We start from the raw sequence: 18,030 nt of genomic DNA, 5'->3' as shown, positions 1-18,030 counted from the left end.
CCCGCACAACCTCCCGCGTCTACTGACCGCACCGACTGAGAAACCCGACTGACAAGCCCGACTGAGAAGCACCTCCGGGGAACGGAAACACGCCATGACTTTGCCTGCACAGGGAACCGACCGCTTCAACGTCTGGGCGCCGGACGCACAGAGCATCACGCTGCTCGCCGGCGCCCGGGAGTACCCGATGGACCGGATCACCGGCGGCGACGGCGGCTGGTGGACCGCGCCGGATGCTCCGGCGTCCGGGGACGTGGACTACGGCTACCTGCTCGACGGGGACACCACACCGCTGCCGGACCCCCGGTCGCGGCGGCAGCCCGAGGGCGTCCACGCCCTGTCGCGGACCTTCGACGCCGGCAGCCACGCGTGGGCGGACGGGCAGTGGCAGGGCCGCGGGCTGCAGGGCGCCGTGATCTACGAGCTGCACCTGGGCACCTTCACCCCCGAGGGAACCCTGGATGCGGCGGCCGGGAAGCTCGATTACCTGGCGGAACTCGGCGTCGACTTCGTGGAACTGCTGCCGGTGAACGGTTTCAACGGCACCCACAACTGGGGCTACGACGGTGTGCTCTGGTACGCCGTGCACGAAGGCTACGGCGGACCCGCCGCGTACCAGCGCTTCGTCGACGCCGCCCACGCCGCCGGGCTGGGCGTCATCCAGGACGTGGTCTACAACCACCTCGGCCCCAGCGGGAACTACCTCGGGCGCTTCGGGCCGTATCTGAAGTCCGGGGAGGGCAACACCTGGGGCGACTCGGTCAACCTGGACGGCCCCGGCTCCGACGTCGTGCGCCGCTACATCCTCGAGAACGCCGCCATGTGGCTGCGGGACTACCACGTGGACGGGCTGCGGCTCGATGCCGTGCACGCGTTCAAGGACGAGCGGGCCGTCCACCTGCTCGAGGAGTTCGGGGCGCTCGCGTACGAGGTCGCCGCCGAAACCGGCCGCCCCGCCACGATGATCGCAGAGTCCGACCTCAACGACCCGCGGCTGCTCTACCCCCGGGACGTCAACGGCTACGGCCTGGCCGGGCAGTGGAGCGATGACTTCCACCACGCCGTCCACGTCAACGTCAGCGGCGAGACGACCGGCTACTACGAGGACTTCGGCTCCATCGGCGCGCTGGCGAAGGTCCTGGTGGACGGTTTCTTCCACGACGGCAGCTACTCCAGCTTCCGCGGCCGGCACCACGGCCGGCCCATCAACACGTCCCTGGTAGACCCGGCGGCCCTGGTGGTCTGCAGCCAGAATCACGACCAGATCGGCAACCGGGCCACCGGCGACCGGTTGTCCCAGACCCTGGGCTACGGGCAGCTGGCGCTTGCCGCCGTCGCGGTCCTGACCTCGCCGTTCACGCCGATGCTCTTTATGGGCGAGGAATACGGGGCCAGCACGCCGTGGCAGTTCTTCACCTCGCACCCGGAACCGGAACTTGGGAAGGCCACCGCTGAGGGCCGGATCCGGGAGTTCGAGCGGATGGGCTGGGACCCCGCCGTCGTGCCCGACCCGCAGGACCCGGAGTCCTTCAACCGCTCCAAGCTCGACTGGGCCGAAGCCGCCGGGGGTGACCACGCCCGGCTGCTGGCGTTGTACCGGGAGCTGATTGCGCTGCGCCGCTCGACGCCGGAGCTCGCCGGGCTCGGCTTCGAGGACACCGCCGTGGCCTTCAGCGAAACCGACCGCTGGCTCCGGCTGCGCCGCGGCAGCGTGGAGGTGGCGATGAACTTCTCCGCCGAACCGCGCCGGATCGCCGTTTCCGGCGCCGCCGTCGCGCTGTCCACCGACGACGGCGTCACCCTCGACGGCGGCCAGCTCGAGCTGCCCGGCCACAGCGCCGCCATCATCGCTAAATAGACAGGACCGTACCCATGACTTATGTTCCAGCAGAGACCCGGTATGACACCATGCCGTACCGCCGCGTGGGCCGCAGCGGCCTGAGGCTCCCGGCCATTTCGCTTGGCCTGTGGCACAACTTCGGCGACGACAAGCCGTTCGAAACCCAGCGGGCCATCCTGCGCCGGGCCTTCGACCTCGGCGTCAACCACTTCGACCTGGCGAACAACTACGGGCCGCGGGCCGGTGCCGCGGAAACCAACTTCGGCCGCCACCTGCGGGACGACTTCGCGCCCTACCGGGACGAGCTCATCATCTCCACCAAAGCCGGCTACAACATGTGGCCGGGCCCGTTCGGCGAATGGGGATCCCGCAAATACCTGCTCGCCAGCCTGGACCAGTCGCTGAACCGGATGGGCCTGGATTACGTGGACATCTTCTATAGCCACCGCCCCGACCCGGAGACGCCGATGGAGGAGACCATGGGCGCGCTGGACTCCGCCGTCCGGTCCGGCAAGGCCCTGTACGCCGGCATCTCCTCCTACACCCCGGAGCAGACCCTTGAGGCGGCCCGGATCCTGAAGGAGCTCGGCACCCCGCTGCTGATCCACCAGCCGAGTTACTCCATGCTGAACCGCTGGACCGAAAACGGCAGCCCCAACCTGTACGAGGTGCTCGATACGGTGGGGGCCGGCTCGATCGCCTTCTCACCGCTGGCGCAGGGCATGCTGACCGACCGCTACCTGAACGGGATCCCGGCCGGGTCCCGCGCCGCGCAGGAAAAGTCGCTCGCCGAAAACAGCATCACCGAGGATAAGCTGGACCGGGTGCGCGGCCTGCACCGGATCGCCGAAGGACGCGGACAGACCCTCGCGCAGATGGCCATCGCCTGGATCCTGCGGGAGCAGGGCCGGGGCTCCTCCGTGACCTCCGCCCTCGTCGGTGCGTCCAGCGTGCGGCAGCTCGAGGACAGCCTGTCGGCGATCAACAACCTGGACTTCAGCGCGGCGGAACTGACGGCGATCGACGAGTTCGCCGTCGAATCCGGCATCAATCTGTGGGCGCAGAAGTAACCGGGCGGCCGGCAGGTAAGCGCAGCCCGCGGGTAAGCGCAGCCCGCGAGTAACAAAGACGGCGCCGGCCGGCGGGAACAAGCAGCCCACCGCCGCGGTTGACTAGAATACTAAGGGCGCCGTACGGCGCCATGCCCGTCAGCCGCCGCCGCGCAGCAGTGCGCAGCCGCGCCGGTCATCAGAAGTTTGTATTAGAGGAGTTCCGTGTCTTCACATCCGATTCGTGTTGCAATCGTCGGCGTAGGTAACTGTGCCACTTCGCTGGTCCAGGGCGTCGAGTACTACCGGGATGCCGACCCCAAGGCCACGATTCCGGGGCTGATGCATGTGGAGTTCGGCCAGTACCACGTCAACGACGTCCAGTTCGTCGCCGCGTTCGACGTCGACGGCAAGAAGGTGGGTTTGGACCTGGCCGACGCCATCCTGGCCAGCGAAAACAACACCATCAAGATCGCCGACGTCCCGCCGACCGGGGTCACCGTCCAGCGCGGCCCGACCCTGGACGGGCTCGGCAAGTACTACCTCGAGACCATCGAGCAGTCCACGGAGGAGCCGGTCGACGTCGTCCAGGCCCTCAAGGACGCCAAGGTCGACGTGATGGTCTGCTACCTGCCGGTCGGGTCACAGGAAGCCGCCGAGTTCTACGCCCAGTGCGCGATCGACGCCGGGGTTGGCTTCGTCAACGCCCTGCCGGTCTTCCTCGCCGGGACCAAGGCCTGGGCGGACAAGTTCACCGCCGCCGGTGTCCCGATTGTGGGCGATGACATCAAGAGCCAGATCGGCGCGACCATCACGCACCGCGTCATGGCCAAGCTGTTCGAGGACCGCGGCGTCACCCTGGACCGCACCTACCAGCTGAACGTCGGCGGCAACATGGACTTCAAGAACATGCTGGAACGCGACCGCCTCGAGTCCAAGAAGATCTCCAAGACCCAGGCCGTCACCTCCAACGTCGAAGCCGAGATCGCGCCGCGCGACGTGCACATCGGCCCGTCGGACTACGTCCAGTGGCTCGATGACCGCAAATGGGCCTTCGTGCGCCTCGAGGGCCGCAACTTCGGCGACGCCCCCGTGTCGCTCGAGTACAAGCTGGAGGTCTGGGACTCGCCCAACTCCGCCGGCGTGATCATTGACGCCATCCGCGCCGCCAAGATCGGCCTGGACCGCGGCATCGGCGGCCCGCTGCTCTCCGCATCGAGCTACTTCATGAAGTCCCCGCCGGAGCAGTTCAACGACGACCTCGCCCGCGACAAGGTCGAGGCCTTCATCCGCGGCGACCTGGAGCGCTAACCCGCTCACCACCCCGCACCCCCCACCAACGCGGGGTCACTTACGGCCCATCATCCCCGTCGGGATGGGCTGTAGGTGACCCCGCGTTGCTGTTTTAGAAGAGGCCGACGGGGTTGCCTTCGGCGTCGACGTCCATCCGCATCGCCGCGGGTACCTTGGGCAGTCCCGGCATCGTCATGACCGCCCCGGTGAGGGCCACGATGAAGCCCGCGCCGGTTTTGGGAATGAGGTCGCGGACGTGCACGGTGAAACCCTTCGGGGCGCCGAGCCTGCTCGCATCGTCAGTAAAGGAATACTGCGTCTTCGCCATGCAGACCGGGAACCCGGACCAGCCGTTCTTCTCGATCTCCGCGAGCCGCTTGAGCGCCGGGACGGAGAAATCCACCCCGTCGGCGCCGTAGATCTCCTGCACAATCGTCCGGATCTTGTCCTCCACCGACATCTCCAGCGGGTACAGGTGCCGGAAGGTGTGCGGCGCGTCAATGGCCGCGGCGACCTTGGCGGCGAGTTCGTCGCCGCCGTCGCCGCCCCCGCCGCGGCCCCAGACATCGGCCACGGCCGCCTGGATCCCCGCCGCCGCGCACCACTCCAGCAGCCAGTCCAGCTCCTCGCGGGTATCGGTGGCGAACCTGTTGATCGCCACCACCGGGGTGATGCCGAATTTCTCCACGTTCCGGACGTGGCGCTGGAGATTGACGACGCCGGCGGCCAGCGCGTCGAGGTTGGGCTCCTTGAGCTGGTCCTTGGCGACGCCGCCGTGCATTTTCAGGGCCCGGATCGTCGCGACCACGACGACGGCGGACGGCGCGACGTCGGCGACGCGGGACTTGATGTCCATGTACTTTTCCGCGCCCAGGTCGGCGCCGAAGCCGGCCTCGGTGACGACGATGTCGGCCAGGCTGCGGGCGGTCTGGGTGGCGATCAGGGAATTGCAGCCGTGGGCGATGTTGGCGAACGGTCCGCCGTGGACCAGGGCCGGGGTGCCGGCGATGGTCTGCACCAGGTTCGGTTTGAGGGCATCCTTGAGCAGCATGGTCAGGGCGCCCTGGACCCCCAGCTGGGCCACCGTGACCGGCTCCCGGTCATAGGTGTAGCCGAAGGTGATCCGTCCGAGCCGTTCGCGCAAATCGTTCAGGTCGGTGGCGAGGCAGAACACCGCCATGATTTCCGAGGCCACCGTGATGTCGAAGCCGTCCTGCCGGGGAATGCCCTGCGTCGGGCCGCCGAGGCCGATCACGACCTCCCGCAGGGACCGGTCATTCATGTCCAGCACGCGCTTGAAGGTCATCCGGCGCGGGTCGATGTTCAGTTCGTTGCCCTGGTAGATGTGGTTGTCCACGAGGGCCATCAGGGCGTTGTTCGCCGAGGTGACGGCGTGGAAGTCGCCGGTGAAGTGCAGGTTGATCTCGTCCATCGGCACCACCTGGGAGTAGCCGCCGCCGGCGGCGCCACCCTTCATGCCCAGGATCGGGCCGAGCGAGGGTTCGCGCAACGCGATCATCACGCGGTGGCCGGCCCGGGCCAGGGAATCGGCCAGCCCCACCGTGGTGGTGGACTTGCCTTCACCGGCGGGGGTGGGCGACATCGCGGAGACCAGCACCACCTTGCCGGGGGCGCGGACCGCTCCGCCGGCCCGCGGGGCGGCAAGCTTGGCCGGATCGATCTTGGCCTTGTACCGGCCGTAGAGGTCGATCGCTTCGGCGTTGATCCCGGCCGCCGCGGCGATCTCCTCGATCGGCCGCATCGTGGCCCGCTGCGCGATCTCCAGATCACTCAGTGCGGCGGCTCCGGCGGGACCTGCCGCTCCGGCTCCGGTCACTACCGTGGCGGTTCCGGGAATCGTCGATTCAGACATCGTTGTCCTTTTGGCTCGTGGCGCCGGTGGGTGTTCCGCGTCAGTGGTTACGGAGCCGATGCTACCGGCCCAGGGTTCCGGTTGCGGGCGTGTGGCCCCACCGGAATGGTCAGGTTTCCAAAGTACTGGCTCATGGCCGTGTGGTAGCTCTCCAGCGTGACCGCGGCGGTGCGCTGCCAGCCGAATTCCTCTGCGTGCAGGGACGCCGCGCGGCCCATGTCCGCGCGGGTCTCCGGATCGTCGTAGAGGGCCTCCAGGGCGTTGGCCCAGTCGCCGGCCTTATGGCCCTCGACGAGCAGCCCGGTCCGGCCGTCAAAAATGGCCCGGGACAGCCCGCCGACCCTGGTGGCGACCACCGGCGTGCCGCAGGCCTGGGCTTCGAGCGCCACGAGTCCGAAGGATTCGCTGTAGGACGGCATCACCACGACGTCGGCGGACCGGAACCAGCCCGCGAGCTTCGGTGCGCTGACCGGCGGATGGTGGGTGACGACGCCGTCCATTCCTTCGGCGCTGATCAGCGACTTCAGATCGAAGTCCTTGGAACCGCTGACCGCGCCGAGGATGGTCAGCTGAAGGTCGATATCCGGTCGCCGGGACCGCAGCAGGGCGGCGGCCTTCACCAGGACCTGCGGGCCCTTGAGCCGCTGGATCCGCCCGGCGAACAGCAGGTGGAAGCGGCCCGCGGGCACCCCGTGGTCAGCCCGGGCGCGGCTGCGGAAGGCCGGGGTGAAGACCTCCAGGTCCACGCCGGGCGGGGCCACATCGATGCGGTCGTTGTCCGCGTGGTAGTGCGAGACCAGTTCCGCCGCCTCGGTGCCGGTGTTGGCGATCAGCCGGGTGGCGCCGTCGACAATCCGCTGCTCGCCGTCCTCGCGCCGGCGCGGCTCGCGCTGCTCCCCGGCGACCAGCAGCAGGTTCTTCACCTTGGCCATGGTGTGCATGGTGTGGACCAGGGGCCGGCCCCACAGGCTGGCGAGCTCGAGCCCGGCCACCCCGGACACCCAGTAATGCGAATGGATCACGTCGTAGCGGCCATGCGGCTGGAGCTGCCGGATGCGGTCGATTTCGGCGACCATGCTGTGCAGCAGCTCGGGAAGCTCCTCCTTGGGCAGCTTCCGGGTCGGGCCGGCCAGGACGTTGTGGACGCAGACTCCGGGGGAGGGATGCTCGACGGCCGCCTGCCCGGCCGAGGTGGACCGGGTGAAGATCTCCACTTCGACGCCGGTCTCCGCGAGCGCCGCGGCGAGGGCGCGGATGTACACGTTCATGCCCCCGGCGTCGCCAGACCCGGGCTGCTCCATCGGGGAGGTGTGCAGCGAAAGGAAGGCCACGCGGCGGACCAGCGACATCAGTCTCCTCCCTCTCTGGACCACTCCGGACCACGTTCTTGTGGACGGTCCTGGCGGACATGTCCCGGCGAAGCGCTCCCGGCGGGACATGTCCCGGTGAAACCTGCCGGAACTGCACTTCGATAAAACACTACTCCTGAACTTCCCGCGGCCTCACAGGCCGGTCAGCGGCGCCGGTCACAACGCCGGGAGTGCTGCTAACGTGACGGCTGTGAGCACAAGCCAAGAAACAGATCCCGCCGCCCCCGGCTGGGAGATCCGCCCGGCAACCGGCGAGGACTGGCCGGCGATCTGGGAGATCCTCGAGCCTGTGATCAGGGCCGGGGAGACCTTCACCTGGGACCGGGACACCACCGAGCACCAGGCCCGGGAACGCTGGTTCAGGCAGGCCCCGGGTCAGACCTTCGTCGCGGCCGGGCGGGGGGAGCTCGACGGCGTCGTTCTGGGCACCGGCGAGCTGCACCCCAACCAGGGCGGCGGCGGAAGCCACGTCGCCAACGCCGGGTACATGGTCCACCCGGCGCACGGCGGCAAGGGCGTTGCCCGGGCGCTGTGCGCCTATTCGCTGGATGCGGCCCGGGCGTCCGGGTTCCGGGCCATGCAGTTCAACGCCGTCGTCGAAAGCAACGTCCGGGCCGTCGCCGCCTGGCAGTCCCTGGGCTTCGAGGTACTGGCGACCATTCCGGAAGCATTCCTGCACCCGCGCCTGGGCTACGTTGGCCTGCACCTCATGTACCGCAGGCTGTAGCCTTCCCCGCCGGCAGGTCGGTACCTGTGGCGCGGCGGGCTCAGTTCTCGCCGGACCAGAGCGTCGTCAAGTCCGGGAACGCCGACTCGTAGCCGGCCAGCAGCTTTTCGGCGAGGTCCCGCGAATCAACCAGCGGGTGCCCGGCGAAGGCCGCCAGCGCCGCTTCCCTCCGGTCCGGACCCGTGGTCCCGGCGCCGCGGCGGGTGGCCGTCACGACGAGCCGTTCGACGTCCTTGACCCGCCGGAGCAGGGCCAGCTGCGCGGGTGCCGGGCGCTGCTGCGGCAGGGGGACGACGCCGTCGGGTGTCACCCGGCAGGGAACTTCGACGACGGCGTCCGGCGGCAGCCCCGGAATCGCCGGCACCGCGGTGCCGCCAGGGAGGCTGGTGGAATTGGTCGTGTTCAGGATCAGCTCCGCCGGACCGCCGCCGGAGAGCGCGCGCATGACAGCGAGCGCGACCCGTTCGTAGCCGCCCCCGGCCAGGTCCGTCTCATCCCGGCGCTCGCCGGCGGTACGGGCCTCGGCGAGGTAGCCCTCTTCGCGGGACCGGCGCGCGTCGTCCCACAGCCGAAAGGCCTCGGGGCCGGCCGCCGCGAGCCGCGGATAGAGCTCGGACTGCTGCCGGTCGATGGACTCGCCGCGGGTTGTGGCCGCGGAGCGGATGCCGGCCAGGGCGCGCCCGGTCTCGTAGTAGTAATAGAGGTATTCGTTCGGCAGGCACCCCAGGGCTGCCAGGAAGGGCTGCGGAAACAGGCGGCCTTCCTCGAAGCCGGCCAGGGCGCCGGCGTCGGCCAGCAGACCGGGCAGCACGTCGCGGCCGCCGGACTCCAGCCGGTACAGCCAGCCGAGGTGGTTCAGGCCGTAGTAGCCCACGCCGTCGAGCCTGCCCTCGGGGAGGTCGACGCCGGCCGCGCGCGCCGCCCGGTGGACCAGCCCGCTGGCCGAATCGCAGATGCCCACCACTTTCTTGCCGAGCACCGGCACGAGGGCCTCGGTGACCATGCCGGCCGGATTGGTGAAGTTCAGCAGCCACGCGTCCGGGCAGCGGCGCCGCATCTGCTCTGCGAGCTCGAGCATGCGGGGAATGGACCGCAAGGCGTAGGAGATGCCGCCGGCACCCGTGGTCTCCTGGCCCAGCACGCCCAGGTCCAGGGCCACCCGCTCGTCGGCGGTGCGCCCGGCCGTGCCGCCGGGGCGGATCGCGGCGAAGACCAGGTCCGTGCCGTCCAGCGCCTCCGCCAGCGAGGTGGTGGCCCGGACCGCGGGAGGCGGAGCGGCGCCGGGCCGTTCTCCGGGCGAGGCGCCGGGCGGCTGTCCCGCGAGCGAGGCCAGCACCGCGTTGATCGCGGCGAGGCGGGCCGGGTCGACGTCGTACAGCACCAGCTCCCGGACCAGCCCGGCGAACGGTCCCGCGCACAACGCCCGGTAAACCAGCGGTACCCGGAACCCGCCGCCCCCGGCAATCATCAGCCGCATGCCGACAGTCTATTCACAGCCGCCCCGGACCGCCCGGCAGACGCCTATCCAGCGGCTCCCCGACGGCGTAATGTGCCATACATGGACGCGATGCCGACGCGGCGCTTTGACCCGCTTTCCGCCGTCCGGACCCCGACGGCGGACGGTTTCGACCTGCTGCTGACCGGGACCGTTTTCCAGGACATCATCTTCACCGGGCTGCCGCACGCGCCGGTCGCGGGCACCGAGATCTGGAGCGACGGGATGGGCAGCTGCCCCGGCGGCGTGGCCAACCAGGCCATCGCTGCGGCCCGGCTGGGGCTGCGGACCGGGCTGGCCGCGGCGTTCGGCGACGACGGCTACGGCGACTACAACTGGAAGATCCTGGCCGGGCAGGAACACGTGGACCTGTCGCTGTCCCGGCGCGTGCCGGGCTGGCATTCGCCGGTCACGGTGTCCCTCAGCGTGGAGAATGACCGGTCCATGGTCACGCACGGCCACCCGGCTCCCGTCAGTTCCAGCGAGCTGGTCGGCTGCCCGCCGCCGGCGCTCGCCGCCGTCGCTGAGCTCGGCGAGGAGCTGGAACCGTGGGCGATGGACGCCCACAAGGCCGGGGTCCGGCTGTTCGGCGACGTGGGCTGGGATCCCACCGGCGTCTGGTCCTCCGCGCGGCTGGACAACCTGCAGTACTTCCACGCCTTTATGCCCAACCAGCATGAGGCGATGTCGTTCACGGGGAACGACAACCCGTGGGCCGCGCTCTACGCACTGGCGGAAAAGGTGCCGGTCGCCGTCGTGACCCTGGGCGCGCAGGGGGCGATGGCCGTGGACTCCGAAACGGGCGAAGAGGAGTGGGTGCCGTCGCTGCCGGTGTCCGCCTACGATCCGACCGGAGCGGGGGACTGTTTCGGCGCCGCCTTCATCGTCGGCTGCCTGGCCGGCTGGCCGCTCGGGGACCGGCTGCGCTTCGCCAACCTCTGCGCCGCCCTTGCCGTGCAGGAGGTCGGCGGCTCGCTGGCCGCGCCTGGCTGGGGGGACATCGCCGACTGGTGGCAGCGCGCCAACGCCCGGAAGGAACGGCAGAGCAGCCAGTGGCTTCGCCGCTACAGCTTCCTCGAGGAAATCGTCCGCGATGTGCCGCCGGAAGCGCAGCGGCGGGCGACGGCAACCATCGCGCACCTCTCGGACGCCTGAGCGGGGCTTCTACCCGGACGCACCGGCCCGCTCCTCCCGGGGGACATGCCCTCCGCCTGGGCTGGCGAATGGACATGAGGGCATTGTGCCCAGCCGCGGGCGCGACCACTGGGCATGTACCACGGGCGGACAAGGGCGGGCATGGGTAAACAGGCTTGGCGGGGGACCTGGCTCGGGCCAAGGACCAGGTTGCCGCTGGACATGCCCTCCGCCCGGGCTGGCGAATGGACATGAGGGCATTGTGCCCAATCCCGCGCGCGACCACTGGGCATGTCCCCTTCGGGAAGGCTGTGGCGGCCGGGGAAGGACAGGGCTGGCGGGGACCTGGCTCGGGCCAAGGACCAGGTTGCCGCTGGACATGCCCTCCGCCCGGGCCGGCGAATGGACATGGTGGCATTGTGCCCAGCCGTTGGCGCGACCACTGGGCATGTCCCCTCGGGGAGGCTGTGGCGGACGGGGGAGGACAGGGCTGGCGGGAGCTGGTCCGGGGTGGCGGACGGGTGTGGTGCGGACGGACAGACTGTGGCGGTGCTGGAGGTGCCGGCGGGAGGCCTGAATTCAGCCCCGTGCGCTGCCACCACTAGAATCGTTAAGTGACTTACCCAGCAGCAACAGGTGACTTCCGGCCCGTCCCGGGGGCTCCGCACGCCTACGCCGAGGAACGCTCGGCAGTAATCGACCTCGAAGCCATCCGGCACAATGTCCGCCGCCTGGCCGCCGTGGCGTCACCGGCCCGGGTGATGGCCGTGGTCAAGGCCGACGCCTACGGGCACGGCGCCCTTCCCGTGGCCCGTGCGGCGCTCAGCGCAGGGGCCCACTGGCTGGGGACCGCCCACATTTCCGAGGCCCTGGCCCTGCGCGCCGCCGGCATCGAGGCGCCCCTGCTGGCCTGGCTGCACACCCCGGAAAGCAACTTCGCCGCCGCCGTGGCTGCGGGGATCGACGTCGGCTGCTCCGGCTGGGAGATGGAACGCATTGTGGCAGCCGCCCGCGAGCAGGAACGCCCCGCCCGCGTGCACCTCAAAGTGGACACCGGGCTGGGCCGCAACGGGGCCACCCTGGCCGCCTGGGACAGCCTTGTCGGCGAAGCCATGGAGTACCAGGACCAGGGCCTGCTGCGGGTGGTGGGCATCTTCTCGCATCTGGCCGTCGCCGACGAGCCCGAGCGCCCGGAAACCGACGACCAGCTGGCGGCTTTCCGCGAAGCCCTCGCGATCGCCCAGGACGCCGGCGTGGATCCGGAGGTGCGGCACATCGCCAACACTCCCGCCACCCTGTCCCGCCCCGACACCCACTTCGACCTGGTCCGCGTGGGACTGGGACTTTACGGACTCTCGCCGTTCGAGGGGCAGAGCTCGGCAGAGCTGGGACTGCGCCCGGCGATGACCGTCCGCACCATCGTGTCGCACTGCAAGGACGTCCCGGCCGGCCAGGGCGTGTCCTACGGCCTGAACTACCGCACCGGCGGCACCAGCACGCTCGGGCTGATCCCGCTGGGCTACGCCGACGGCGTCCCGCGGATCGCCACCGGCGGCCCGGTCCGCGTCGGCGGCGTGAACTACCCGGTGGTGGGACGCATCGCGATGGACCAGATGGTGATCGACCTCGGCCCGCTGAACGTTTCCGCCGGGGGCCCCAGCGTTCTCGGCGCCGAGGCGGTCCTGTTCGGCAACGGTGACGACGGCGGGCCCACCGCAGAGGACTGGGCCCGGGCCGCCGGGACCAACAACTACGAGATCGTCACGCGGATCAGCCCGCGGGTGCCGCGCCGCTACATCAATGAAGAGCCCGCCGCTGACGGGTCCCTGCCATGAGCGCGGCCTGGGAACGGACCCTGGACGTCCGGACCGCGGAGGAGACGCACAACCTCGCGGCCGGCCTCGGCGCCCAGCTTCGGGCCGGGGACCTGCTGGTCCTGACCGGTGAGCTGGGCGCGGGGAAGACGACCTTCACCCAGGGCCTGGGCGAAGGCCTGGGCGTCCGGGCGGGCATCATCTCCCCGACCTTCGTGCTGGTCCGCATCCACCCGAACCTTCCCGACGGGCCCCGCCCCGGCGGCCCGGACCTGGTGCACGTTGACGCGTACCGGCTGGGTTCGGTGTCCGAAATTGACGACATCGACCTGGAAAACACCCTGGACAGTGCCGTGACCGTCGTGGAATGGGGCCGCGGCCGGGTGGAGCACCTGAGCGAGAGCCGGCTTGAAGTCGACCTGGTCCGCAGCCTCGGTGGCGCCCCCGCCGCGGTCCCCACCGGGCAGGCAGGCCGCACCGCGGAAACCGCCGGGAACGTGCCGGCAGCAGCGGATGCCGAGGTGCTGGACTTCGATACCGACGACGACGACGAACCCCGCACGATCGTGATCCGCGGCTTCGGTCCCCGCTGGGTGGATCCGCCCGCACTGCCCGAGCCCGCAACCCCGCCCCGCACCCCGGAAGGGAACTGATGCTGATCCTTGCCATTGACACCTCGGCAGTGGCCAGCGCCGCGCTGGTCTCCGATGACACCCCGGAGTCCGTCGTGGGCAGCTTCGCCACCGAGGACACCCGGAGCCACGCCGAGGTGCTGGCGCCCGGGATCGAGGCGCTCCTCGCCGAGGCCGGCCTGAGCGGCGCCGACGTCGACGCGGTCGTCACCGGGGTGGGGCCGGGACCGTTCACCGGCCTGCGCTCGGGCATCGTCACGGCCCGCACCCTGGCCTTCGTCTGGGGCAAACCTCTGTACGGCCTGATGAGCCTGGACGCCATCGCCCTGGAAGTGGCGGAATCCACGGCGGCGGCGCCGGACTTCATCGTCGCCACCGACGCGCGGCGGAAAGAGGTCTACTGGGCCCGGTATGCCCTCACCGGTTCCCAGCTGCCGCATCTCCTGGACGGCCCGCATGTCGGGTTCGCCGCTGACCTGCCCGACCTTCCGGTCTACGGCGCCGGCGCCGGGCTCTATGCCGACGTCGTCAAGGCTGTCGCCGAATTCAGCTCGCGCCAACCGGAGGCCCTCTCGCTGGGCCAGTTCGCTCTCGCGCGGCTCGACGCCGGGGAACAGCTGCTCGATTCCACCCCGCTCTACCTGCGCGAATCCGACGCCCAGGTTCCCGGCCCGCGGAAGAGGGCACTGTGAACGCGGGGTCCGCGGGACAGAACACCGGCCAGAACACAGAACATGGCGCAGGACAGAACGCAGGACAGAACACAGGACAGAGCACAAGCCCCGCAGCCGTTCCCGCGAAGGTGCCGGCCGGCGTGGTCCTGCGGGAGATGACCCCCGCGGACATCCCCGCCGTGCACGAGCTGGAGCGCAGGCTGTTCCCGGTGGACGCCTGGCCGCTGCAGATGTTCGTCGATGAGCTGGCACAGGCCGAAACCCGGCGCTACGTCGTGGCCGAGAGTGCCGGAAGAATCGTGGGCTACGCGGGGCTGATGTGCATCGAGCCGATCTCGGACGTCCAGACCATTGCCGTCGTCCCGGAGCAGGAAGGCCGGGGGATCGGTTCGGCGCTGCTCACCGAGATCATCCGGGAGAGCAGGCGGCGCCGGGCCGAGGACGTGCTCCTGGAAGTCCGGGCCGACAACCCCCGTGCACAGCAGCTCTACCTCCGCTACGGCTTCGAACAGATCCACGTCCGGCCCCGCTATTACCGCGACGGCGTCGACGCGCTGATCATGCGGCTGCAGCTCGGCACCGCCCAGCTCGGCACCGACCATCTCGGCGCCGCCCACCCCGGCACCGACCACTCCGACACTGCCCAGCCAGGCGCCGCCCACCCCGGCACCGACCGATCCGACACTGCCCAGCCAGGCGCCGCCCAGCCCGGCACCATGCCCAGGGAAGCAGACCGCCCATGAACAGCGCCCAGCCCGACGGACCGCTGGTCCTCGGCATCGAATCCTCCTGCGACGAGACCGGCGTCGGGATTGTCCGCGGCACCCAGCTGCTGACCAACACCGTGGCCTCCTCGATGGAAGAGCATGTCCGCTTCGGCGGGGTGATTCCCGAGATCGCCTCCCGCGCCCACCTGGACGCTTTTGTGCCGACCCTCCGCGAGGCGCTGGCCGAGGCCGGGGTGACCCTGGACGAGATCGACGCGATCGCCGTCACCTCCGGACCCGGACTGGCCGGAGCCCTGATGGTGGGGGTCTGCGCGGCCAAGGCGCTCGCCGTCGCCACGGGCAAACCGCTGTACGCCATCAACCACCTCGTCGCGCACGTCGGCGTCGGGCTGCTCCGGACGGACGACGGCGGCCCGCAGGCTCCCGGCGGCGCCCCGCGGGACAAAGACCCGGATGCCGCCGCCCCGCAGGCACCGGCCCTGCCGGACAACCTGGGCGCCCTGCTGGTCTCCGGCGGGCACACCGAAATCCTGCGGATCCGGAACATCACCGGGGACGTTGAGCTGCTCGGCACAACGATCGACGACGCCGCCGGCGAGGCCTACGACAAGGTGGCGCGGCTGCTGGGCCTGGGCTATCCGGGCGGCCCGGCCATCGACAAGCTGGCCCGCACCGGCAACCCCAAGGCCATCCGCTTCCCACGCGGCCTCAGCCAGCCCAAGTACATGGGGACCGCGGAGGAACCCGGCCCGCACCGCTACGACTGGTCGTTCAGCGGACTCAAGACCGCCGTCGCGCGCTGCGTGGAGCAATTCGAAGCCCGCGGCGAGCCGGTTCCGGTGGCGGACATCGCCGCGGGCTTCCAGGAAGCCGTGGTGGACATCATCACGTCCAAGGCAGTGCTGGCGTGCCGGGAGAACGGCATCACCGACCTGCTGCTGGGCGGCGGCGTGGCGGCCAACACTAGGCTGCGCCAGCTCACCGAACAGCGCTGCAGCGCCGCCGGAATCCGGCTGACCGTCCCGCCGCTGGCCCTCTGCACGGACAACGGCGCCATGGTCGCGGCGCTCGGCGCCCAGCTGGTGATGGCCGGGATCGCGCCGAGCGGCATCGCGTTCGCACCGGATTCCTCAATGCCGGTCACCACCGTCTCGGCCTGAGACGGGTCCCGCGCGACGGGCTCCGGGCCCAAACTGCGGGCCCGGCCTCCCGGGCCTAAGCTTCGGGGCCCTTGCGCATCTGCTGGACCAGATCGAGTACGACGGCGCGCAGGTCGCCGCCGTGCTCTGCCGCGACGCGCCGCTGCCGCTGGTAGCCGGCGCCGCGCTCAATAATCTTCAGGACGTCGGCCAGTTCGGCGGTGCAGCCGAGTTTCACGGCGACGGGTTCGAGCCGGGCGACCGTCTCGCGGATGTGGTCGGTGACGAGCTGCTCGTTGCCCGCGGCGTCGAGGATGATGATGGCGTCCAGGCCGTAGCGGGCCGCCCGCCATTTGTTCTCCTGCACATGCCAGGGCGGCATGGTGGGGATGGTGCCGCCGTTGTCCAGGGTGGTGGAGAACTCGTCGACGAGGCACTGCGTCAGGGCGGCGATGGCGCCGACTTCCTCGAGCGATGCCAGGCCGTCGCAAATGCGCATCTCGATGGTGCCGAAATGCGGGACCGGCCGGATATCCCAGCGGATTTCCGAGAGCGAGTCGATCACGCCGGTGGTGAACATGTCCTGGGCGTAGGACTCGAAGTCCGCCCAGCTGGCGAACTGGAAGGGCAGCCCGGCGGTGGGCAGCTGCTGGAACATCAGGGCCCGCTGCGAAGCATAACCGGTGTCCTCGCCACCCCAGAACGGGCTGGACGCGGAGAGCGCCTGGAACTGCGGGAAGTAGTTCACCAGGCCGTCCAGGACGGGAAGGACCTTGTCCCGGCTGTCCAGGCCGACATGCACGTGGACGCCGTAGATCACCATCTGCCGGCCCCACCACTGGGTGCGGTCGATGAGCTTGGCGTAGCGCTCCTTGTCCGTCACCGGCTGGAGCTGCGGGGGGCTGAAGGGGTGGGAACCGGCGCAGAAGATCTCGACGCCCATCGGATCGGTGACGTCCCGGACGGCGGCCAGGGAACTGCTCAGGTCCGCCTTGGCCTCGGCCACGGTGTTGCAGATTCCGGTGACCAGCTCCACCGTGTTCAACAGCAGCTCCTGCTTGATATGCGGGTGCTCGTCGTCCTCGTTCAGTTCGGGATGCCGCGCGGCCACGCCGCGGAGGACCTCCTTGGCCACCGAGGCCAGCTCACCGGTCTCCCCGTCCACCAAGGCCAGTTCCCATTCCACACCAAGAGTTGATTGCCTGGATGAAGCGAAATCAATCTTCATGTGGTCCCTTCGATATTGTTTTGCTGTCCGTTTGCATTCCCTGCCCCGGCCGGCAACGTCATCGGCGGAAAGGCCGGACAATTGGCGGGGCAACGGTGGCTCAAGTCTAGTGCAGGGGCGGCCCGGTGCCGGTGGCCGGAGTGCCCCGGAAACGTGAAAGTGTTCACAGAACCGGCTTGGCGTTTAATGGAGTGGTGCCCATCCTGAATAAAGACATGACGCTCTGCATCTCGCTCTCGGCCCGGCCGAGCAACAACGGGACGCGCTTCCACAACCACCTGTATGAACAGCTCGGCCTGAACTGGATCTACAAGGCCTTCGCCCCCACGGATCTCGCCCAGGCGATTGCCGGCGTGCGGGGCCTCGGCATCCGGGGCTGCGCCGTGTCGATGCCGTACAAGGAGCACGTCATCGCGCTCGTGGACGTGATGGACCCGTCCGCGAAGGCGATCGACTCGGTCAACACAATCGTGAACGACGGCGGGACGCTCACCGCCTTCAACACCGACTACACGGCGATCGAGCAGCTGCTGCAGCGCAATGCCGTGCCCGCCTCGTATTCGGTGCTGTTAAAGGGCGCCGGCGGCATGGCGAAGGCCACCGCCGCGGCACTGCGCGACGCCGGCTTCCGGAACGTCACCGTGATCGCACGCAACGAGGAGGCCGGCCGGGCACTCGCCGGGCTCTACGGCTTCGCCTGGCGCGCCGACGTCGAGCCTTCCGGTGGCGGGTGGGCCGACATGATCATCAACGTGACCCCGGTTGGGATGGCGGGCGGCCCCGACGCCGAGGCCCTGTCCTTCCCGCCGGAGGCGATTGACGCCGCGACGGTGGTGTTCGACGTCGTCGCGCTGCCGGCCGAGACGCCGCTGATCAAGGCCGCCCGGGCGGCCGGCAAGACCGTGATCACCGGCGCGGAGGTGGCGACCATCCAGGCGCTGGAGCAGTTCGTGCTGTACACCGGGATCCGGCCCAGTGACGAGCAGGTCCGGGCCGCCGAGGAGTTCATGCGGGCCCAGTAGCCTCCGGGAATC

Annotated in this window: 14 protein-coding genes and 1 pseudogene; 11 read left to right on the top strand and 4 right to left on the bottom strand. The window is 69.9% G+C overall.

All coding sequences use genetic code 11. From position 1 onward, the window contains the following. Positions 1–94 precede the first annotated feature (94 nt). The 3 genes from treZ to AC50YM_RS04125 all read left to right on the top strand — a co-directional run bounded on the left by treZ (position 95) and on the right by AC50YM_RS04125 (position 4,200). Complete coding sequence (treZ, locus tag AC50YM_RS04135; RefSeq protein WP_494955731.1) at positions 95–1,858, top strand: malto-oligosyltrehalose trehalohydrolase; 1,764 nt, start codon at positions 95–97, stop codon at positions 1,856–1,858. A gap of 14 nt (positions 1,859–1,872) precedes the next feature. After that, positions 1,873–2,910 (top strand): L-glyceraldehyde 3-phosphate reductase, encoded by a 1,038-nt coding sequence (gene mgrA / locus AC50YM_RS04130; protein ID WP_494955730.1) that lies wholly within the window; start codon positions 1,873–1,875, stop codon positions 2,908–2,910. Positions 2,911–3,114: 204 nt separating this feature from the next. Further along, positions 3,115–4,200, top strand: a complete 1,086-nt coding sequence (locus tag AC50YM_RS04125; RefSeq protein WP_494955729.1) for an inositol-3-phosphate synthase — start codon at positions 3,115–3,117, stop codon at positions 4,198–4,200. Positions 4,201–4,294: 94 nt separating this feature from the next. Here AC50YM_RS04125 and AC50YM_RS04120 read toward each other — a convergent pair whose 3' ends face one another. Both AC50YM_RS04120 and mshA read right to left on the bottom strand, forming a co-directional pair. Next, on the bottom strand, positions 4,295–6,055 hold the full coding sequence (locus AC50YM_RS04120; protein ID WP_494955728.1) for a formate--tetrahydrofolate ligase: 1,761 nt from the start codon (positions 6,053–6,055) through the stop codon (positions 4,295–4,297). A 47-nt stretch (positions 6,056–6,102) separates the two neighbouring features. Next, positions 6,103–7,404 (bottom strand): D-inositol-3-phosphate glycosyltransferase, encoded by a 1,302-nt coding sequence (mshA, locus tag AC50YM_RS04115; RefSeq protein ID WP_494955727.1) that lies wholly within the window; start codon positions 7,402–7,404, stop codon positions 6,103–6,105. 202 nt (positions 7,405–7,606) lie between these two features. Here mshA and AC50YM_RS04110 point away from each other — a divergent pair, with 202 nt between their 5' ends. Next, positions 7,607–8,152: a GNAT family N-acetyltransferase gene (locus AC50YM_RS04110; RefSeq protein WP_494955726.1), complete on the top strand. Its 546-nt coding sequence runs from the start codon at positions 7,607–7,609 to the stop codon at positions 8,150–8,152. A gap of 40 nt (positions 8,153–8,192) precedes the next feature. Here AC50YM_RS04110 and AC50YM_RS04105 read toward each other — a convergent pair whose 3' ends face one another. After that, on the bottom strand, positions 8,193–9,629 hold the full coding sequence (locus AC50YM_RS04105) for a family 4 glycosyl hydrolase (RefSeq protein WP_494955725.1): 1,437 nt from the start codon (positions 9,627–9,629) through the stop codon (positions 8,193–8,195). A gap of 81 nt (positions 9,630–9,710) precedes the next feature. On the opposite strand from AC50YM_RS04105, the gene AC50YM_RS04100 reads away from it, so the two are divergent. The 6 genes and pseudogenes from AC50YM_RS04100 (at position 9,711) to tsaD (ending at position 15,789) form a co-directional block, all read left to right on the top strand. Continuing rightward, a complete protein-coding gene (locus tag AC50YM_RS04100) occupies positions 9,711–10,802 on the top strand; it encodes a PfkB family carbohydrate kinase (RefSeq protein ID WP_494955724.1) in 1,092 nt (363 codons plus the stop codon). 593 nt (positions 10,803–11,395) lie between these two features. Then, positions 11,396–12,616, top strand: a complete 1,221-nt coding sequence (gene alr / locus AC50YM_RS04095) for an alanine racemase (protein WP_494955723.1) — start codon at positions 11,396–11,398, stop codon at positions 12,614–12,616. Then, positions 12,613–13,248 carry a tRNA (adenosine(37)-N6)-threonylcarbamoyltransferase complex ATPase subunit type 1 TsaE gene (gene tsaE, locus AC50YM_RS04090; protein ID WP_494955722.1) on the top strand — a complete coding sequence of 212 codons (636 nt, stop codon included), beginning with the start codon at positions 12,613–12,615 and terminating at the stop codon, positions 13,246–13,248. Before alr ends, tsaE begins: the two co-directional genes overlap by 4 nt. Continuing rightward, positions 13,248–13,919 (top strand): tRNA (adenosine(37)-N6)-threonylcarbamoyltransferase complex dimerization subunit type 1 TsaB, encoded by a 672-nt coding sequence (gene tsaB, locus AC50YM_RS04085; protein WP_494955721.1) that lies wholly within the window; start codon positions 13,248–13,250, stop codon positions 13,917–13,919. Before tsaE ends, tsaB begins: the two co-directional genes overlap by 1 nt. A 137-nt stretch (positions 13,920–14,056) precedes the next feature. Beyond that, a pseudogene (gene rimI, locus AC50YM_RS04080) lies at positions 14,057–14,476 on the top strand (ribosomal protein S18-alanine N-acetyltransferase); the annotation flags it as partial. A 164-nt stretch (positions 14,477–14,640) separates the two neighbouring features. After that, positions 14,641–15,789 (top strand): tRNA (adenosine(37)-N6)-threonylcarbamoyltransferase complex transferase subunit TsaD, encoded by a 1,149-nt coding sequence (gene tsaD / locus AC50YM_RS04075; protein WP_494955720.1) that lies wholly within the window; start codon positions 14,641–14,643, stop codon positions 15,787–15,789. Positions 15,790–15,844: 55 nt separating this feature from the next. Here tsaD and AC50YM_RS04070 read toward each other — a convergent pair whose 3' ends face one another. Then, positions 15,845–16,996, bottom strand: a complete 1,152-nt coding sequence (locus tag AC50YM_RS04070) for a glutamate--cysteine ligase (protein WP_494955719.1) — start codon at positions 16,994–16,996, stop codon at positions 15,845–15,847. Positions 16,997–17,190: 194 nt separating this feature from the next. On the opposite strand from AC50YM_RS04070, the gene AC50YM_RS04065 reads away from it, so the two are divergent. After that, positions 17,191–18,018 (top strand): shikimate 5-dehydrogenase, encoded by an 828-nt coding sequence (locus AC50YM_RS04065; protein WP_494955718.1) that lies wholly within the window; start codon positions 17,191–17,193, stop codon positions 18,016–18,018. Positions 18,019–18,030: the final 12 nt, after the last annotated feature.

The organism is Pseudarthrobacter sp. RHLT1-30-1 (assembly GCF_059383415.1).
The sequence above is the reverse complement of the archived record's forward strand: the minus strand, read 5'-3'. Positions and strand labels throughout refer to the sequence as shown.